Raw genomic sequence first — 17310 nt, 5'->3', positions numbered from 1 at the left:
TTAGGGTGCTGGGTAGTTTTGGGCGAAATCCTGAAGCTGCGGATAGAACAACCGGAAATCCTCACTGAGCGGTTCGTACAGCCGACGCAATTCCTGCATCGCCCCCGCCAATTCCTCAGGCCGGGTCAACCGCCGCGAAATCCCCCGCAGCACTTGGTCCAGCACATCAAACTCCTGATAAGACCCCAACCAGTCATTCGCCACCATGTGCGGCGCGATCCTCGCCAACCGTTCCGGCAATTGAGGCTCAGTCGACAGCACCCGATACACATCCGAGGTGAACCGCTCCAGCGGCTGGTCCGAGTAGAGGGTCCAGTCCCGCGCCAGGCAGTGGTCGAAAAACACGTCGAGCACGATCCCGGCGTAACGCCGGCGTGTGATGGAAAATCGCGACAGCGAGGCATCCACCAACGGATGGCGGTCGGTGAAGACGTCGATGCTGCGATGTAGCTGGATGGCCGCTTCAATCTCCGGGTTGAACTGCCCTTGCAGCCGTCCCTTGACGAAATCGCCATACAGACTGCCGAGCAATTGACCGGGGCGCTGGCCACCGAGGTGAAGATGGGCGAGATAGTTCATGGGCGCAGCTTAGCATTGCGCCTTCGAATGTTGACACTCACCGTATCGTTATAACCCGATATAGCGATTTATGCGCTCATCAGACCAAAATCATATTTGTATATCGCGATCTACCGATTTAAAGTTCGCCACATCGCGATATAGCGTTTTACTCATCACGAGCCCAAACCCATGACCATCGACCTCGACGAAATAATAAAAGCCCTGGCACACCCAGTCCGCCGAGACATCCTCATCTGGCTGAAAGACCCCAAGACCCAGTTCCCGGAACAGATCCACAACCACGAGTACGGCATTTGCGCCGGACAGATCGATCAACGCTGCGGCCTGTCGCAGTCGACCGTGTCCGCCCATTTGGCGACCTTGCAACGTGCGGGACTGATCAGCAGCCAGAAAGCCGGTCAATGGCACTTCTTCAAGCGCAACGAGGACGTGATCCAGGCATTCCTCGCGGCCATCGTCAAGGAGCTCAGCGCTCCGACAAGGAATTAACCAATGCCCCTCTCGCTTCTCATTCTGGCCTTGAGCGCCTTCGCCATCGGCACCACCGAGTTCGTCATCATGGGCTTGTTGCCCGATGTGGCGGCTGACCTCGGCGTGTCGATCCCGGGCGCTGGCTGGCTGGTGACCGGTTACGCCCTGGGCGTGGCCATCGGTGCGCCGTTCATGGCACTGGCCACCTCCCGATTACCGCGCAAGGCTGCACTGGTAGCGTTGATGGGCATTTTCATCATCGGCAACCTGCTCTGTGCCATGGCGACCGATTACAACGTGCTGATGTTTGCCCGTGTGGTCACGGCCCTCTGCCACGGTGCGTTCTTCGGTATCGGTTCGGTGGTGGCGGCAGGTCTGGTTCCGGCGAACAAACGTGCCTCCGCCGTAGCCTTGATGTTCACCGGCCTGACCCTGGCCAACGTGCTCGGCGTTCCGTTGGGCACCGCGCTCGGTCAGGAAGCCGGCTGGCGCTCGACCTTCTGGGCAGTGACCGTGATTGGTGTGATCGCGTTGATTGGCCTGATCCGCTTCCTGCCGGCCAAGCGCGATGAAGAGAAACTCGACATGCGCGCCGAACTGCGCGCCCTCAAAGGCGCCGGGATCTGGCTGTCGCTGAGCATGACGGCGCTGTTCGCGGCGTCGGTATTCACCCTGTTCACTTATGTCGCCCCGCTGCTCGGTGATGTCACCGGCGTCTCGCCCAAAGGCGTGACCTGGACCCTGATGCTCATCGGCCTGGGCCTGACGGTCGGCAACATCATCGGCGGCAAGCTGGCTGACAAAGGCCTGGCCGCAACGCTGATCGGCGTCTTCATCTCGATGGCCGTGATCTCGACCGTACTGACCTGGACCAGCGTCGCGCTGATCCCGGCCGAAATCACCCTGTTCCTCTGGGCCACCGCTTGCTTCGCCGCCGTCCCCGCCCTGCAAGTGAACGTGGTGACCTACGGCAAGGCCGCGCCGAACCTGGTGTCGACCCTGAACATCGGCGCTTTCAACATCGGCAACGCCTTGGGCGCCTGGGTCGGCGGCAGCGTCATCGCCCACGGTTTCGGCCTGACCAGCGTGCCACTCGCGGCAGCAGCACTGGCGGTACTCGCCCTGCTGGTGACCCTGATTACTTTCCGTCAGCGCGGTAATCCCGAACTGGCCCCTGCTATCAACTGATACTTCACGAGGGTTGTACTTAAATGACGACTATTTTCGATCCGATCAAACTGGGCGACATCGAGCTGGCCAACCGCATCATTATGGCGCCGCTGACCCGCTGCCGCGCCGACGAAGGCCGGGTGCCAAACGCCCTGATGGCCGAATACTACGTACAACGCGCCTCGGCCGGCCTGATCCTCAGCGAAGCCACGTCGGTCACGCCGATGGGCGTCGGCTACCCGGACACTCCGGGTATCTGGTCCAACGATCAGGTGCGTGGCTGGGCTAATGTGACCAAAGCGATCCACGGTGCGGGCGGCAAGATTTTCCTGCAACTGTGGCACGTCGGCCGGGTTTCCCACGAGTCGTACCTGAACGGTGAAGCACCAGTCGCACCGAGCGCCATCCAGCCAAAGGGTCACGTCAGCCTGGTTCGCCCATTGTCCGACTACCCAACCCCGCGCGCACTGGAAACCGCTGAAATCGCCGACATCGTCGACGCCTACCGCACCGGTGCCGAGAACGCCAAGGCTGCCGGTTTTGACGGCGTGGAAATCCACGGTGCCAATGGTTACCTGCTCGATCAGTTCCTGCAAAGCAGCACCAACCAGCGCACCGATAACTACGGTGGTTCCCTGGAAAACCGAGCGCGCCTGTTGCTGGAAGTAACCGACGCCGCAATCGAAGTCTGGGGCGCTGGCCGCGTCGGCGTGCACTTGTCTCCGCGTGCCGATTCCCACGACATGGGCGATGACAACCTGGCCGAGACGTTCACCTACGTTGCTCGCGAACTGGGCAAGCGTGGCATCGCGTTCATTTGCTCCCGTGAGAAAGAAGCCGGCGACAGCCTGGGTCCACAATTGAAAGAAGCGTTCGGCGGCCCGTACATCGTCAACGAACGCTTCACCAAGGACAGCGCCAACGCTTGGCTGGCCAGCGGCAAGGCAGATGCAGTCGCCTTCGGCGTTCCATTCATTGCCAACCCGGACCTGCCGGCACGCTTGAAGGCGGATGCGCCGCTTAACGAAGCGCGTCCCGAGCTGTTCTACGCCAAGGGGCCCGTGGGTTACATCGACTATCCCGTGATGTAAGCATCCCCCTTGAAATGCAAAAGCCCCGACTCGAAAGAGCCGGGGCTTTTTGTTGCGCCATGTTTATTCACAGGGCTTCACACCGATTCACACGCACGACACAAAATCACTACAAAATACGTAGCTCGCTACCTTTCAACCTGACGAGCGTGCGTATATAAAAGCATCCCGGTGCATTAAGGCGAACATTGAAGGGATCAACGCTCGCCTTAATGGTTGACATAAACGGATCCAATTACGCATTTTGTTTTATTTGCGCAGGCTGGGGCTCAGGCGCAGCATGTCCAATCCTGTATTGACCCATCGCTCGGCTTCGGTGTGCAGTTGAAAACTGTCCGGGGCCAATAGCCACTGGTACAGCATGCCATCAATGTAGGCGTGCAGGCTGATGGCCGCGCGGGCCGTGTCGAGGTCCTCGGGCATTTGCCCCCGATTCACCGCATTACTCAGGGCCAGGGCGATTCGCACATTGCAGTCGAGGCTGACTTCACGACGCTGCTGACGCAGATCGCACATTTCATCGGTGAATTCGCACTTATGAAACAAAATCTCATTGATGCGTCGGGTCTTCGGATCCAGGGCAACTTGATGAAACAAATGAATCAGCAGTTTGCGCATGCAGCCCAGCGGATCGAGCTCATCTTCGCTTTCACTGGCCCTGGCCATTTCATCCAGCGGCTCTTTCAAGCTATCGAGCATGGCCTGCACCAGATCCGCCTTATTGCTGAAATGCCAGTAGATGGCGCCGCGAGTCACGCCGGCCAGAGTCGCGATGTCCGCCAGCGTAGTGCGCGCCACGCCTCTTTCATAAAAGGCTTTCTCTGCCGCTTCCAGTATCTGGCTGCGGGTTTCTTGAGCTTCCTCTTTGGTACGACGGACCATGGCAGTAAAACCTCAATCGGGATGCTTCAGCGATGTCTGAACAGCCGCTGAACAAAAGTGGGGCGAGCGCTCTTGGGACTCGTCCCCGGCTTACAATTCGAACCTTTGACGGGCGTTGGTAACGGGGTGGATACGCAGTCAAGGTGTTTACAAACAACCATGAACGTAAGTATATTCCTTAGCAAGCTACTTATCCACTCAGCACTCATTTTTTACCCTTTCACATTTCTAGTGCGTTTCTTGCGCGCCTGACCCGAGGATTTTCATGCAATTCAAGCCAGCTGTTACCGCTCTGGTCGCCGCCGTCGCCCTGGCATCACTGCTCAGCGGATGCAAAAAGGAAGAAGCGGCACCCGCCGCACCGCCTCCTCAGGTCGGCGTGGTCACCCTGCAACCTCAAGCCTTTACCCTGACGTCCGAACTGCCGGGGCGCACCAGTGCGTTCCGCATCGCCGAAGTTCGCCCACAGGTCAATGGCATCATTCTCAAACGTCTGTTCAAGGAAGGCGGTGACGTCAAGGCCGGCCAGCAGCTGTATCAGATCGATCCGTCGGTCTATGACGCTACGCTGAAAAGCGCCCAAGCCAACCTGCAACAGACGAAGTCGATCTCGGATCGCTACAAGCAGTTGGTCAACGAACAGGCCGTCAGCCGTCAGGAATACGACACGGCCGTGGCCAACCGCATGCAATCGGAAGCCGCGCTGCAAACCGCTCAGATCAATGTGCGGTACACCAAGGTCTACGCGCCGATTTCCGGCCGCATCGGCCGCTCGAACGTGACCGAGGGTGCGCTGGTCAGCAACGGCCAGGTCGATGCCATGGCGGTGATCCAGCAACTCGATCCGATTTATGTCGACGTCACCCAGTCTTCGGTCGAGCTGCTTGAGCTGCGTCGCGAACTGGAAAGCGGTCGCCTGCAAAAGGCTGGCGACACGGCAGCGGCGGTCAAGCTGACGCTCGAAGACGGCAGCCAGTACAAACAGGAAGGCAAGCTCGAATTCTCCGAAGTCTCGGTTGACCAGACCACCGGCTCCGTGACCTTGCGTGCAGTGTTCCCGAACCCGGATCACACGCTGCTTCCGGGCATGTTCGTACACGCTCAGCTCAAATCCGGTGTGAACGCCGCTGCCATTCTGGCGCCGCAACAAGGCGTAACCCGCGACCTCAAAGGCTCGCCGACCGCACTGGTCGTCGGTGCGGACAACAAGGTCGAACTGCGTCAGCTCAAGGCCAGCCGCACCGTCGGCAACCAATGGCTGATCGAAGACGGCCTGAAGGCCGGCGATCGTCTGATCACCGAAGGACTGCAATTCGTCAAACCTGGCGTCGAAGTCAAAGCCAGTGAAGCGACTAACGTTGGCGCAAAGAACCCGGCCCCCGCACAGGCAGCTGACAAGGCTTCCAGCGGCAAAGGGGAGTAAACCATGTCGAAATTTTTTATCGACCGTCCGATTTTCGCTTGGGTAATTGCCCTGGTGATCATGCTGGTCGGGGCACTCTCGATTCTCAAACTTCCGATCAACCAATACCCGAGCATTGCGCCTCCGGCCATTGCGATCCAGGTCACCTACCCAGGCGCGTCCGCACAAACCGTGCAGGACACCGTGGTGCAGGTCATCGAACAACAGCTCAATGGTATCGATAACCTGCGTTATGTCTCCTCGGAAAGTAACTCCGACGGCAGCATGACCATTACCGCGACCTTCGAGCAGGGCACCAACTCCGATACCGCGCAGGTTCAGGTCCAGAACAAACTGAACCTGGCCACCCCGCTGCTGCCGCAAGAAGTGCAGCAACAGGGTATCCGCGTGACCAAGGCAGTGAAAAACTTCCTGTTGGTGATCGGCGTGGTATCTCGCGACGGCAGCATGACCAAGGACGACCTGTCCAACTACATCGTGTCGAACATGCAGGACCCGATCTCGCGGACCGCCGGTGTCGGTGACTTCCAGGTCTTCGGTTCCCAGTACGCGATGCGTGTCTGGCTCGACCCTGCCAAGCTGAACAACTTCAACCTGACGCCAGTGGACGTGAAAGCGGCCATCGCGGCGCAGAACATCCAGGTGTCCTCCGGTCAACTGGGCGGCCTGCCTGCTGCGCCCGGCCAGCAGTTGAACGCCACCATCATCGGCAAGACACGTCTGCAGACTGCCGAGCAGTTCAACAAGATCCTGCTCAAAGTCAACAAGGACGGCTCGCAAGTACGCCTGTCCGATGTCGCCGATGTAGGCCTGGGCGGTGAAAACTACAGCATCAACGCCCAGTTCAACGGCGCACCGGCTTCCGGTCTGGCGGTGAAACTGGCCAACGGTGCCAACGCCCTCGACACCGCGAAAGCGCTGCGCAACACCATCAACACGCTCAAGCCGTTCTTCCCGCAAGGCATGGAAGTGGTGTTCCCGTACGACACCACCCCGGTGGTGACCGAGTCGATCAAGGGTGTGGTTGAAACCCTGGTCGAAGCGATCGTGCTGGTGTTCCTGGTGATGTTCCTGTTCCTGCAGAATTTCCGCGCCACTGTCATCACCACGATGACCGTGCCGGTGGTGTTGCTGGGGACATTCGGGATCCTCGCGGCGTTCGGTTTCAGCATCAACACCCTGACCATGTTCGGCATGGTGCTGGCCATCGGCTTGCTGGTGGACGATGCCATTGTCGTGGTGGAAAACGTCGAACGGGTCATGAGCGAAGAAGGCCTGTCACCCAAGGAGGCCACCAAGAAATCCATGGGGCAGATCCAGGGTGCACTGGTCGGTATCGCCCTGGTCCTGTCGGCGGTACTGCTGCCGATGGCGTTCTTCAGCGGCTCTACCGGTGTGATCTACAAGCAATTCTCGATCACCATCGTCTCGGCCATGGCCCTGTCGGTACTGGTTGCGCTGATCTTCACCCCGGCACTGTGCGCCACCATGCTCAAGGCAATTCCGAAAGGCGAGCACGGCACGCCGAAACGCGGCTTCTTCGGCTGGTTCAACCGCAGCTTTGACCGTGGCGTCAAAAGCTACGAGCGTGGCGTGGGCAACATGCTGACGCACAAGGCGCCGTACCTGCTGGCCTACTTGATCATTGTCGTCGGCATGATCTGGCTGTTCACCCGCATTCCAACGGCGTTCCTCCCGGAAGAGGACCAGGGCGTGCTGTTTGCCCAGGTGCAGACCCCGGCCGGCTCCAGCGCCGAACGCACGCAGGTGGTGATCGATGAGATGCGCTCCTACCTGCTGGACAAGGAATCGAGCGCCGTGGCCTCGGTGTTTACCGTCAACGGCTTCAACTTCGCCGGTCGCGGCCAAAGCTCGGGCCTGGCGTTCATCATGCTCAAGCCGTGGGATCAGCGGGATGCGGAAAACAGCGTGTTCAAACTCGCCGCCCGCGCCCAGCAGCACTTCTTCACCTTCCGCGATGCGATGGTGTTCGCCTTTGCACCACCGGCGGTATTGGAGCTGGGTAACGCCACCGGTTTCGACGTATTCCTGCAAGACCGCGCCGGCATCGGTCACGACAAGTTGATGGAGGCTCGCAACCAGTTCCTCGGCATGGCGGCACAGAGCAAGGTGCTTTATCAGGTGCGTCCGAACGGCCTGAACGACGAGCCGCAATACCAGCTGGAAATCGATGACGAGAAAGCCAGTGCATTGGGCCTGACCCTCACCGACATCAACAGCACCCTGTCGATTGCCTTGGGTAGTAGCTACGTCAACGACTTCATCGACCGTGGTCGGGTGAAGAAGGTCTACGTGCAAGGTCAACCCGGTTCGCGGATGAGCCCGGAAGACATCAAGAAATGGTATGTGCGCAACGCCGCCGGAACCATGGTGCCCTTCTCCACCTTCGCCAAGGGCGAGTGGATTTACGGTGCACCGAAGCTCTCGCGTTACAACGGTGTAGAAGCGATGGAAATCCTCGGTGCCCCGGCCCCGGGCTATTCCACCGGTGAAGCCATGGCGGAAGTCGAAGCCCTGGCCAAGAAACTGCCGGCCGGTGTCGGTATTTCCTGGACCGGTCTGTCATACGAAGAACGGCTATCGGGCTCACAGGCGCCGGCGCTGTATGCGTTGTCGCTGCTGATGGTGTTCCTGTGCCTGGCGGCGCTGTACGAAAGCTGGTCGATTCCGATCGCGGTGATGCTGGTGGTGCCGCTGGGGATCATCGGGGCACTGTTGGCCACCAGTCTGCGGGGACTCTCCAATGACGTTTACTTCCAGGTGGGCCTGTTGACAACCATCGGTCTGGCAGCGAAAAACGCCATTCTGATCGTCGAGTTCGCCAAGGAACTGCATGAGCAAGGGCGAAGCCTTCGCGAAGCGGCGATTGAAGCGTGCCGGATGCGTTTGCGACCGATCATCATGACCTCGCTGGCCTTCGTGCTCGGTGTGGTACCGCTGGCGATTTCCACGGGCGCCGGTTCAGGTAGCCAGCACGCAATCGGCACAGGCGTTATTGGCGGTATGATCACCGCCACCGTTCTGGCGATCTTCTGGGTCCCACTGTTCTTCGTTACCGTGTCGTCCATTGGCCAGCGCAAAAAAGCCGACCAGGATGACGCAATTGAACCTTCTAAAGAGGCTGGCCAATGAGCAAGTCGCTACTCTCCATCGCAGTTGCCGCCTTCGTGCTGAGCGGCTGCTCGCTGATTCCCGACTATCAGCAACCTGAGGCACCAGTGGCGGGCCAATACCCGCAAGGTCCGGCGTACTCGTCGGCCCAGGCGCCGAATCAGGCCGCTGCGGAACAGGGCTGGAAGCAGTTTTTCCATGACCCGGCACTGCAACAGCTGATTCAGGTGTCGCTGGAAAACAACCGTGACCTGCGTGTCGCCGCCCTGAACATCGACGCGTTCGCGGCTCAATACCGCATCCAGCGCGCCGATCTGTTCCCGGCCGTTTCAGCCAATGGCACCGGCAGCCGTCAGCGTCTTCCGGCTGACGCGTCGCAGACCGGTCAAGCGGGCATCAGCAGTTCCTACTCCGCTACGGTCGGTATCAGTGCTTATGAACTCGACCTGTTCGGTCGGGTTCGCAGCCTCAGCGAAGAAGCCCTGCAGAAGTACTTCGCGACAGAAGAAGGCCGTCGCAGCACGCAGATCAGTCTGGTGGCCAGCGTGGCCAATGCCTACCTGACCTGGCAGGCCGACAAGGAACTGCTGAAACTCACCCAGGACACCCTCGGTGCGTTCGAGGAGAGCTACAAGCTCACCGCGCGCAGCAACGAAGTCGGTGTGGCTTCGGCCCTGGACCTGGCCCAGTCGCGTACCTCGGTGGAAAACGCCCGGGCGCAACTGGCCAAGTACACCCGTCAGGTCGCGCAGGACGAAAACAGCCTGGTGCTGCTGCTCGGCACCGGCATCCCGGCCAATCTGCGAGAAGCCAAGCCGCTGTCTGACGACCTGCTGAGCGACGTACCGCCCGGTCTGCCATCGGACTTGCTGCAACGTCGTCCGGATATTCTCCAGGCCGAGTACAACCTGAAAGCTGCCAACGCCAACATCGGCGCGGCACGGGCGGCGTTCTTCCCGAGCATCAGCCTGACCGCCAATGCCGGGACCCTGAGCCCGGACTTGTCCGGTCTGTTCAAGGGCGGCTCGGGCACCTGGTTGTTCTCGCCGCAGATCAATCTGCCGATCTTCAATGCCGGCAGCCTGCGCGCCAGCCTGGATTACTCGAAAATCCAGAAAGACATCGGCGTGGCGAACTACGAGAAGTCCATTCAAACGGCCTTCCAGGAAGTCGCCGACGGCCTGGCCGCCCGCCAGACCTACACCGACCAGTTGCAGGCGCAGCGTGATTTCGTCACCGCCAACCAGGACTACTACCGTCTGGCCGAGCGTCGCTACCGTATCGGTGTCGACAGCAACCTGACCTTCCTCGACGCCCAGCGTCAGTTGTTCAGCGCCCAGCAGGTGCTGATCACTGATCGTCTGGCGCAGCTGATCAGTGCGGTCAATCTGTACAAGGCACTGGGTGGTGGCTGGAACGAGCAGACGGCGAAAGTCGAACCGCTGAAAGAAGAAGCGCCGAAGATGAAGTTGTTCTGATAGCGCTGTAAGACAAGAGGCCCACCTTTTGGTGGGCTTTTTGTTGCCTGCGGGAAAAGGTGTGGTGTCAGTAATGGCCTCTTCGCGGGCAAGCCTCGCTCCTGCAGTGTCCGCGTCGGATTATATTCCATGAAACCCCCACACCCCGTAGGAGCGAGGCTTGCCCGCGAAGAGGCCAGCCCATAAACACAAAAACCTCAAGCCAACATGCGTTCGATAACCGCCCAAAACCCGCTTTCCCCGATTGAACCCTCCCGTCCATCCCCCGCACCATTCGTCGCACAAGACCAATAACATCAGGTTCGACACCATGCCCCCGCGCCCTGCCCTGTCCGGCTGATCCCACCCCTTTTTTCACGATATCGAATCCCTTGTCTGCAACGGCCACGTTGCGGCAGCGCCCCGTTTCATCCCTAACAATTAGAGAGACCCGAGCCCATGACGCCTTCCACCACGCCGTACTACTTCCCAAGCCTGATAGCCATCGCCCTGGCCTGCGCGGCCCTGCCTGCCATGGCCGAGGAGTCGGGTTTTGTCGAAGGTGCCAAGGTCAACCTGAACCTGCGCAATTTCTACATCAACCGCAACTTCACCAACCCGACCAAGGCCCAGGGCAAGGCTGAAGAATGGACACAAAGTTTCATTCTCGACGCCAAATCCGGCTTCACCCAAGGCACCGTCGGCTTCGGCATGGATGTGCTGGGCTTGTATTCGGTGAAGCTCGACGGCGGCAAAGGCACGGGGGGGACTCAGTTGCTGCCGCTGGATCACGACGGTCGCCCGGCGGACAGCTTTGGTCGCACCAACGTGGCGTTCAAGGCCAGGCTGTCGCAGACCGAAATCAAGGTCGGTGAATGGATGCCGGTGCTGCCGATCCTGCGCTCGGACGACGGTCGCTCCCTGCCGCAAACCTTTCGTGGCGGCCAGATCACCTCAAAAGAAATCGCCGGCCTGACGCTCTACGGCGGCCAGTTCCGCGCCAACAGCCCCCGTGACGACAGCAGCATGAGCGATATGTCGATGACCGGAAAACCGACCTTCACCTCAGACCGCTTCAACTTCCAGGGCGGCGAATACGCCTTCAACGACAAGCGCACCCAGATCGGCCTGTGGAACGCCGAACTCAAGGACATCTATAGCCAGCAATACGTGAACCTGATTCACAGCCAACCCCTCGGCGACTGGACCCTGGGCGCCAACCTGGGTTTCTTCTATGGCAAGGAAGATGGCAGTGCCCGGGCCGGCGATCTGGACAACAAGACGTGGTCAGGCCTGTTCTCGGCAAAATACGGCGGCCACACCTTCTACGTCGGCCTGCAAAAACTCACTGGCGACAGCGGGTGGATGCGGGTCAATGGCACCAGCGGCGGCACCCTGGCCAACGACAGTTACAACGCCAGTTATGACAATGCGAAAGAAAAATCCTGGCAGGTACGGCATGACTACAACTTCGTCGCCCTCGGCATCCCCGGTCTGACCCTGATGAACCGCTACATCAGCGGCGACAACGTGCACACCGGCACAATCACCGACGGCAAGGAGTGGGGCCGCGAAAGCGAATTGGGCTACACCGTGCAAAGCGGCGCGCTCAAAGACCTCAACGTTAAATGGCGCAACTCGACCATTCGTCGGGACTTCAGCAACAACGAGTTCGATGAGAACCGGTTGATCGTCAGCTATCCGATCAGTTTGTTGTAACCGCACCCGGGCAGCGGTCGAAGTCAAAAGGCCGCTGCCTGTAACCACCTGTCGGCTTGCCTGGCGTTTTGCGAGTGGGCAGATACAGTCAAAAAGCGTGTTTAATTCTCCATCACTGCTGTAGGAGCCCCTGTTTTCTTCCGTTATCTCCGGATGCTGTACGCGAAGCTGCCATGACCCAGGAGGTCAGGTATGAGCAAGCGAATAGTTATCGTCGGTGGCGGCGTTGGTGGAACCATGCTGGCCAATCAACTGGCCAGCAAGCTGTATCCGGAAATCCTGCGCGGCGAAGTCTCGATTGCACTGCTGTCCAATTCCCCCGATCACTTCTATAAACCTGCGTTCATGTACGTGGCGTTCAACCTGTTCTTTGAAGAAGAACTCAAGCGCCCGGAACGTTCACTGTTGCGCCCGGAAATCGAGTTCCATGTCGATGAAGTCGTGCGTTTCGATTTCAACCGACAACACCTGCAAACCCGCAGCGGCAAGCGTTACGGCTATGACTTTTTAGTCATCGCCACCGGATGCGTGCCGGCCCCGGAACGTATCGAAGGCTTGAAAGAAGCCGGCGATCATTTCTATCAGTACGCGCCCGCTAGGCAACTGGCGCAAAAACTGAGCACGATCGAAAAAGGCCGCATCTTCATTACCGTGTCCTTCCCGAAAACACCCAATGTCCCGCATCAATGCGGTATCGCGCCCATCGAAACCACATTGATGCTCGATGATTTCTTGCGGCGTCGTGGGGTGAGAGACCAGGTGGAAATCGTCTACACCTACCCGACCACGGCTCAACTACTGCGCAACTGCCTGTTCCTGCAACGCCCGACCGGGGAAATTCTGCCGGGTATCTTTGAACGGAAAAATATTCGCTTTCAACGCGGCTTCACGCTCAAACGAGTCGATCCGGATAAAAAAGTCGCGTACTCCGAGGAAGGTGACGAGCAACCCTTCGACATTCTGATGGCGACACCACCGATCAGGGCCGTGGACGCTGTGCTCGAGTCCGGCGCCTCACAAGCGCCCAACGACGAAGGCTGGCTGCCGACCCACCATGAAACGTTGCAGGTCTACGGCCTGGAAAACGTCTACGTCATCGGTGATACCGTCGACTTGCCTGTCAGCAAAGCCGGCGGGGCATGCCATAACCAGGCGCCGGTGATCGCCAACAACATCGCTGCCGAAATTCGTCTGGGCACCCCCATCGCCGTCTACGACGGACGTGTTCAGGCCGTGGCACAAATGGGCCTGGATGCCGGCATGCCGCTTTGGTACGACTACCAGCACGATGTCCGGCCCACCCCGGCCACCAAGCTCGGCGGGTTGCTCAGAAACGGATTCAACCGTGGACTGTACTGGGCGGTTGCCCGCGCAATGCTTTGATCGGCCCGGGAAGAGGAGTAAATCGTAATGAGCGTCTCAAATGAATCAATCACCCCCCTCATCAGCCCTGGATCAGACGCGCTGATGGAAAAGCTCAAACCCTTGATTGACGGCGGTCGACTGGACAACCTGGTGGACCTGCTTTCACTGATCAGCGACCTCGTCGATCTACTGGACCCGGCCATGGTGGAGAAACTGGCGCGGCTGTTCGAAGGCGCGACCGAGGCAACCTGGAGCGTCAGCAATGCCGTGCGCATGGCAAAAGCCGATAGCACAGCAAACGAGCAGCCCCCTGGCTTTTACCAGCTACTGAAATTGTTGCGCGAACCCGACACACGACGAGGGGTGGGGTTTGCACTCAAAACCCTCAACGTCATTGGAAGACAACTTTGAACGTCCAGAGAGGACAACCTCATGAGCACCAAACTGCAAAGAGCAAGGACGGCTGACTGGGACGCCACGGCCTACCAGCAATTCTCCCGGCTTCGACAACGACCGGTTAACGAGCTGATCGACCGTGTCGACATTAAAAACCCCAGGCGCATCTACGACCTGGGATGTGGCACAGGCATCGCGACGCAGGTTTTGGCCAAACGCTGGCCCCGCGCACACCTGATGGGCATCGACAGTTCGGAGCAAATGCTTCAGGAGGCCAGAGGCTTGCCGATCAAGGCGCTGTGGAAGCAGTGCGATCTACAGAACTGGCAGCCGGAGCAACCCGCCGACCTGCTCTTTGCCGCCGCCGTGCTGCACTTCATCGACAGTCACGAACAGTTGCTGCCGCGCTTGCTCGATTATCTCAACCCGGGTGGTTGTCTGGCGGCGCACATGCCCGACTGGCGGGATGCGGTGTGGTATCAGCTGGTGCTCGACACCCTCAACGATGGAGGCTCCGACGGCAAACCGCTCGGCTCCCCGCAAGTGCGCGAGAGGATGGCGGCGCGGCCGTTGCTGTCACTGGAAAATTACCACCGGTTGCTCGCACCGATTACCCGGACGCTGGACATCTGGGAAACCGAGCAGTTGCAGGTCGTGGACGGCAAGTCGCCGATTTATGACTGGATCAAGGTCTCGGCCTTGCGGGCGGTGATGCAAGGCTTGAAGGATGACGAACAGGCGCGGTTCATTTATCACTTCATGATGCGGGTGCATGCGCATTACCCGCGAGAATACGATGGGCGCACGCTGTTTCCGTTCAAGCGGATCTTCATTGTCGCCACCGTTTGACCCTGTGGTCGCCGCGCGTGCCCGCGATGGCGGTGTGTCATTCACCATCGATGCAAGCTGACCCACCGCGATCGCGAGCAGGCTCGCTCCCACACGGGTCCTGTGTGAACACAAGTCATGTACTCACCGGACATCCCCTGCAGGAGCGAGCCGGCTCGCGATGGCGTCAGCTCAGACACCGCAAATCGCCAGGATCACTCCCGCGATTCAACCCCAAGCTCATCCCACACCGACTCCGCCAAATGGAACGTCGCATTGGCCGCCGGGATGCCGCAGTAGATCGCGCTCTGCATGATCACTTCCTTGATCTCGCCGCGGGTCACGCCGTTGTTGGCGGCGGCGCGCAGGTGCAGTTTGAGTTCTTCGTTGCGGTTCATGCCGATCAGCATGGCGATGGTGATCAGGCTGCGGGTATGGCGTGGCAGGCCCGGCCGGGTCCAGATGTCGCCCCACGCGTGGCGGGTGATCATTTCCTGGAACTCCGAGTTGAACTCGGTCAGGGCATTCAGGCTGCGGTCGACATGGGCGTCGCCGAGCACCGCGCGACGGACTTCCAGGCCGTCGTCGTAACGTTGTTTCTCGTCCACAACAATCCCCTTAATCAGCTGACAAAAACGTCAGGACCCGGTCACTGAACGCAGCACCGGCCTGAACGTTGGACAAGTGCGCGGCGTAGAACTCGGCGTATTCGGCGCCCGGCACATGCTCCTGAATAAAGTGCCCTCCGGACGGTGGCGTGACCGCGTCTTCGGTGCCGGCAATGACCAGCAGCGGCACCTTGATCGCGGACAGCTGATCACGGAAGTCGGCGTCGCGCACGGCGGCGCAGTTGGCGGCATAACCCTCTGGCGAAGTGGCCGCGAGCATGTCGGTAATCCGCTTCGCGGCGGCCGGGTTGGCCTCGGCAAAGTCGGGGGTAAACCAGCGCGCAATCGACGCATCGCGCAAGGCGACCATGGCCGCCTGACCGTCACGCAGCACGGTTTCGATCCGAGGATTCCACACCGATGGATCGCCGATTTTCGCGGCGGTGTTGCACACCACCAACTTATTCAATCGATCACCGGCATTGATGCCCAGCCATTGGCCGATCAAGCCGCCCATGGACAGGCCGCAAAAATGCGCGCGTTCGATGTGCAGCGCATCCAGCAACGCCAGCACGTCGTGGCCCAGTTGCTCGATGCTGTATGGCCCCGGCGTGACCAGCGATTTTCCGTGGCCACGGGTGTCGAAACGCAGCACTCGGAAATGCTCGGAGAACGCGGCGATCTGCGCGTCCCACATGTGCAGGTCGGTGCCCAGCGAGTTGGACAGCACCAGCACCAGTGCATCCGCCGGGCCATCAAGTTGGTAATGCAGTTCGCCCTCGGCGAGTTGTACAAAAGCCACAGCAATCTCCTTCAGGCAGTCAACGCAGAATGTTCAGCCACCGCCCGCTCGACCCAGGTATGGGCCTGACCAAGGTAATGGGCGGGGTCCAGCAGACGATCGAGTTCCAGGGCCGACAACTCGGCGGTCACTTGCGACTCTTCGCCGAGCACCGCTCGCAGATGACGTTGTTCGGCCACCGCACGTTTGCAGCAGCGCTCCAACAGATGGTGCGCAGTGTCGCGGCCAACCCGTTGGGCGAGGACGATGCTCACCGCCTCGGCCAGCACCAGGCCTTGGGTCAGGTCAAGGTTGCGGGCCATGCGGTCGGCGTCCACTTCCAGCCCGTCCGCCACCAGCAGCGCTTGCTTGAGGCTGCCGGACACCAGGCAGCAAATCTCCGGCAGGGTTTCCCATTCGGCATGCCACAGGCCCAGGCTGCGCTCGTGTTCCTGCGGCATGGCGCTGAACAGGGTCGAGAGCAAACCGGGAACGCGGGTCGCCGCACCGATCAGCACCGCGGCGCCCACCGGGTTGCGTTTGTGCGGCATGGTCGAGGAACCGCCCTTGCCCGGTGCCGACGGCTCGAACACTTCGCCGGCTTCGGTCTGCATCAACAGACTGATGTCGCGGCCGAGTTTGCCGAGGCTGCCGGCGATCAAACCGAGTACCGCGCCGAACTCCACCAACCGGTCTCGCTGGGTGTGCCAGGGTTGGTCCGGCAGGGTCAGTTGCAGCTCACCGGCCAAGGCTTCGGCAATCGGCATCGCTTGCTCGCCGAGGGCTGCCAGGGTTCCGGAGGCGCCGCCAAATTGCAGCACCAGCAACCGAGGCTTGAGTTCTTGCAGACGTTGGCGGCTGCGAGTGACGGCGCCCAGCCAACCGGCGATTTTCATGCCGAGGGTGACGGGCGTGGCGTGCTGCAACCAGGTGCGCCCGGCCAGCGGCGTGGCGACGAAGCGTAACGCCCGGGTCGCCAAGGTTTCGCCCAGTTGCGCCAGATCGCTTTCGATCAGCGCCAGCGCGCGGCGCAGTTGCAGCACCAGGCCCGTGTCCATTACGTCCTGACTGGTGGCGCCCAGATGCACGTAGCGTTCTGCTTCGGCATCGTTGGCGGCGACCTGTTTACCCAACGCCTTGACCAACGGAATCGCCGAATTGCCCGCCGAGGCAATCGCCTCGCCGAGTGCTGAAAAGTCGTAATGCCCAGCCTGACAAGCCGCTGCGATCGAGGCGACAGCCGACAGCGGAATCAAACCCACCTGCGCCTCGGCCCGGGCCAGTGCCGCTTCGAAATCAAGCATGGCCTGCACCCGGCCTTGATCACAAAACACCTCACGCATATCGCGTGCCGTGAAATAGGCATCGAACAATTGATTGCCCGGTCGCTGATTCATAGACAGTC

Annotated in this window: 15 protein-coding genes; 10 read left to right on the top strand and 5 right to left on the bottom strand. The window is 60.1% G+C overall.

All coding sequences use genetic code 11. The features are described from left to right. Positions 1 to 579 carry an acyl carrier protein phosphodiesterase gene (locus tag AC1ROI_RS14590; protein WP_102595770.1) on the bottom strand — a complete coding sequence of 193 codons (579 nt, stop codon included), beginning with the start codon at positions 577 to 579 and terminating at the stop codon, positions 1 to 3. Positions 580 to 750: 171 nt separating this feature from the next. On the opposite strand from AC1ROI_RS14590, the gene AC1ROI_RS14585 reads away from it, so the two are divergent. Genes AC1ROI_RS14585 through AC1ROI_RS14575 form a run of 3 tightly spaced genes read left to right on the top strand, consistent with a single transcriptional unit; the run spans position 751 to position 3314 of the window. Beyond that, entirely contained in the window at positions 751 to 1071 is a 321-nt protein-coding gene (locus tag AC1ROI_RS14585; RefSeq protein ID WP_010462509.1) for an ArsR/SmtB family transcription factor, read from the top strand. A 3-nt stretch (positions 1072 to 1074) separates the two neighbouring features. Then, positions 1075 to 2241, top strand: a complete 1167-nt coding sequence (locus AC1ROI_RS14580; RefSeq protein ID WP_077749549.1) for an MFS transporter — start codon at positions 1075 to 1077, stop codon at positions 2239 to 2241. A 23-nt stretch (positions 2242 to 2264) separates the two neighbouring features. Beyond that, positions 2265 to 3314: an alkene reductase gene (locus AC1ROI_RS14575; RefSeq protein WP_010462513.1), complete on the top strand. Its 1050-nt coding sequence runs from the start codon at positions 2265 to 2267 to the stop codon at positions 3312 to 3314. Between the two features lie 249 nt (positions 3315 to 3563). Here AC1ROI_RS14575 and emhR read toward each other — a convergent pair whose 3' ends face one another. After that, on the bottom strand, positions 3564 to 4196 hold the full coding sequence (emhR, locus tag AC1ROI_RS14570) for an efflux system transcriptional repressor EmhR (protein ID WP_083374862.1): 633 nt from the start codon (positions 4194 to 4196) through the stop codon (positions 3564 to 3566). Positions 4197 to 4461: 265 nt separating this feature from the next. Here emhR and AC1ROI_RS14565 point away from each other — a divergent pair, with 265 nt between their 5' ends. The 7 genes from AC1ROI_RS14565 to AC1ROI_RS14535 all read left to right on the top strand — a co-directional run bounded on the left by AC1ROI_RS14565 (position 4462) and on the right by AC1ROI_RS14535 (position 14537). Beyond that, on the top strand, positions 4462 to 5619 hold the full coding sequence (locus tag AC1ROI_RS14565; protein ID WP_010462517.1) for an efflux RND transporter periplasmic adaptor subunit: 1158 nt from the start codon (positions 4462 to 4464) through the stop codon (positions 5617 to 5619). 3 nt (positions 5620 to 5622) lie between these two features. Next, positions 5623 to 8772 (top strand): efflux RND transporter permease subunit EmhB, encoded by a 3150-nt coding sequence (gene emhB, locus AC1ROI_RS14560; protein WP_102595769.1) that lies wholly within the window; start codon positions 5623 to 5625, stop codon positions 8770 to 8772. After that, positions 8769 to 10229 (top strand): efflux RND transporter outer membrane subunit EmhC, encoded by a 1461-nt coding sequence (gene emhC, locus AC1ROI_RS14555; protein WP_077749550.1) that lies wholly within the window; start codon positions 8769 to 8771, stop codon positions 10227 to 10229. The genes emhB and emhC overlap by 4 nt, the downstream gene beginning before the upstream one ends. 438 nt (positions 10230 to 10667) lie before the next feature. Further along, positions 10668 to 11927, top strand: a complete 1260-nt coding sequence (locus AC1ROI_RS14550; protein WP_102595699.1) for an OprD family porin — start codon at positions 10668 to 10670, stop codon at positions 11925 to 11927. A gap of 192 nt (positions 11928 to 12119) precedes the next feature. Then, on the top strand, positions 12120 to 13310 hold the full coding sequence (locus tag AC1ROI_RS14545; RefSeq protein WP_102595698.1) for an NAD(P)/FAD-dependent oxidoreductase: 1191 nt from the start codon (positions 12120 to 12122) through the stop codon (positions 13308 to 13310). 27 nt (positions 13311 to 13337) lie between these two features. Further along, positions 13338 to 13703: a DUF1641 domain-containing protein gene (locus AC1ROI_RS14540; RefSeq protein WP_083374866.1), complete on the top strand. Its 366-nt coding sequence runs from the start codon at positions 13338 to 13340 to the stop codon at positions 13701 to 13703. Positions 13704 to 13724: 21 nt separating this feature from the next. After that, positions 13725 to 14537, top strand: coding sequence for a methyltransferase domain-containing protein (locus tag AC1ROI_RS14535; RefSeq protein ID WP_102595697.1), 813 nt, complete (start codon positions 13725 to 13727; stop codon positions 14535 to 14537). Between the two features lie 194 nt (positions 14538 to 14731). On the opposite strand, the gene pcaC is transcribed toward AC1ROI_RS14535, so the two are convergent. The 3 genes from pcaC to AC1ROI_RS14520 are packed head-to-tail and all read right to left on the bottom strand — an operon-like array spanning position 14732 to position 17302. After that, positions 14732 to 15124, bottom strand: coding sequence for a 4-carboxymuconolactone decarboxylase (pcaC, locus tag AC1ROI_RS14530; RefSeq protein ID WP_083374868.1), 393 nt, complete (start codon positions 15122 to 15124; stop codon positions 14732 to 14734). A 10-nt stretch (positions 15125 to 15134) separates the two neighbouring features. Continuing rightward, the gene (pcaD, locus tag AC1ROI_RS14525) at positions 15135 to 15926 is read right to left on the bottom strand and encodes a 3-oxoadipate enol-lactonase (RefSeq protein ID WP_102595696.1); all 792 of its coding nucleotides are present in this window, start codon (positions 15924 to 15926) and stop codon (positions 15135 to 15137) included. Between the two features lie 11 nt (positions 15927 to 15937). Beyond that, entirely contained in the window at positions 15938 to 17302 is a 1365-nt protein-coding gene (locus AC1ROI_RS14520; RefSeq protein WP_102595695.1) for a 3-carboxy-cis,cis-muconate cycloisomerase, read from the bottom strand. Positions 17303 to 17310 lie beyond the last annotated feature (8 nt).

The sequence above is a fragment of the Pseudomonas sp. GW823-FHT02C02 genome (genome assembly GCF_058797635.1).
This window is presented reverse-complemented; position numbering and strand designations above follow the sequence as displayed.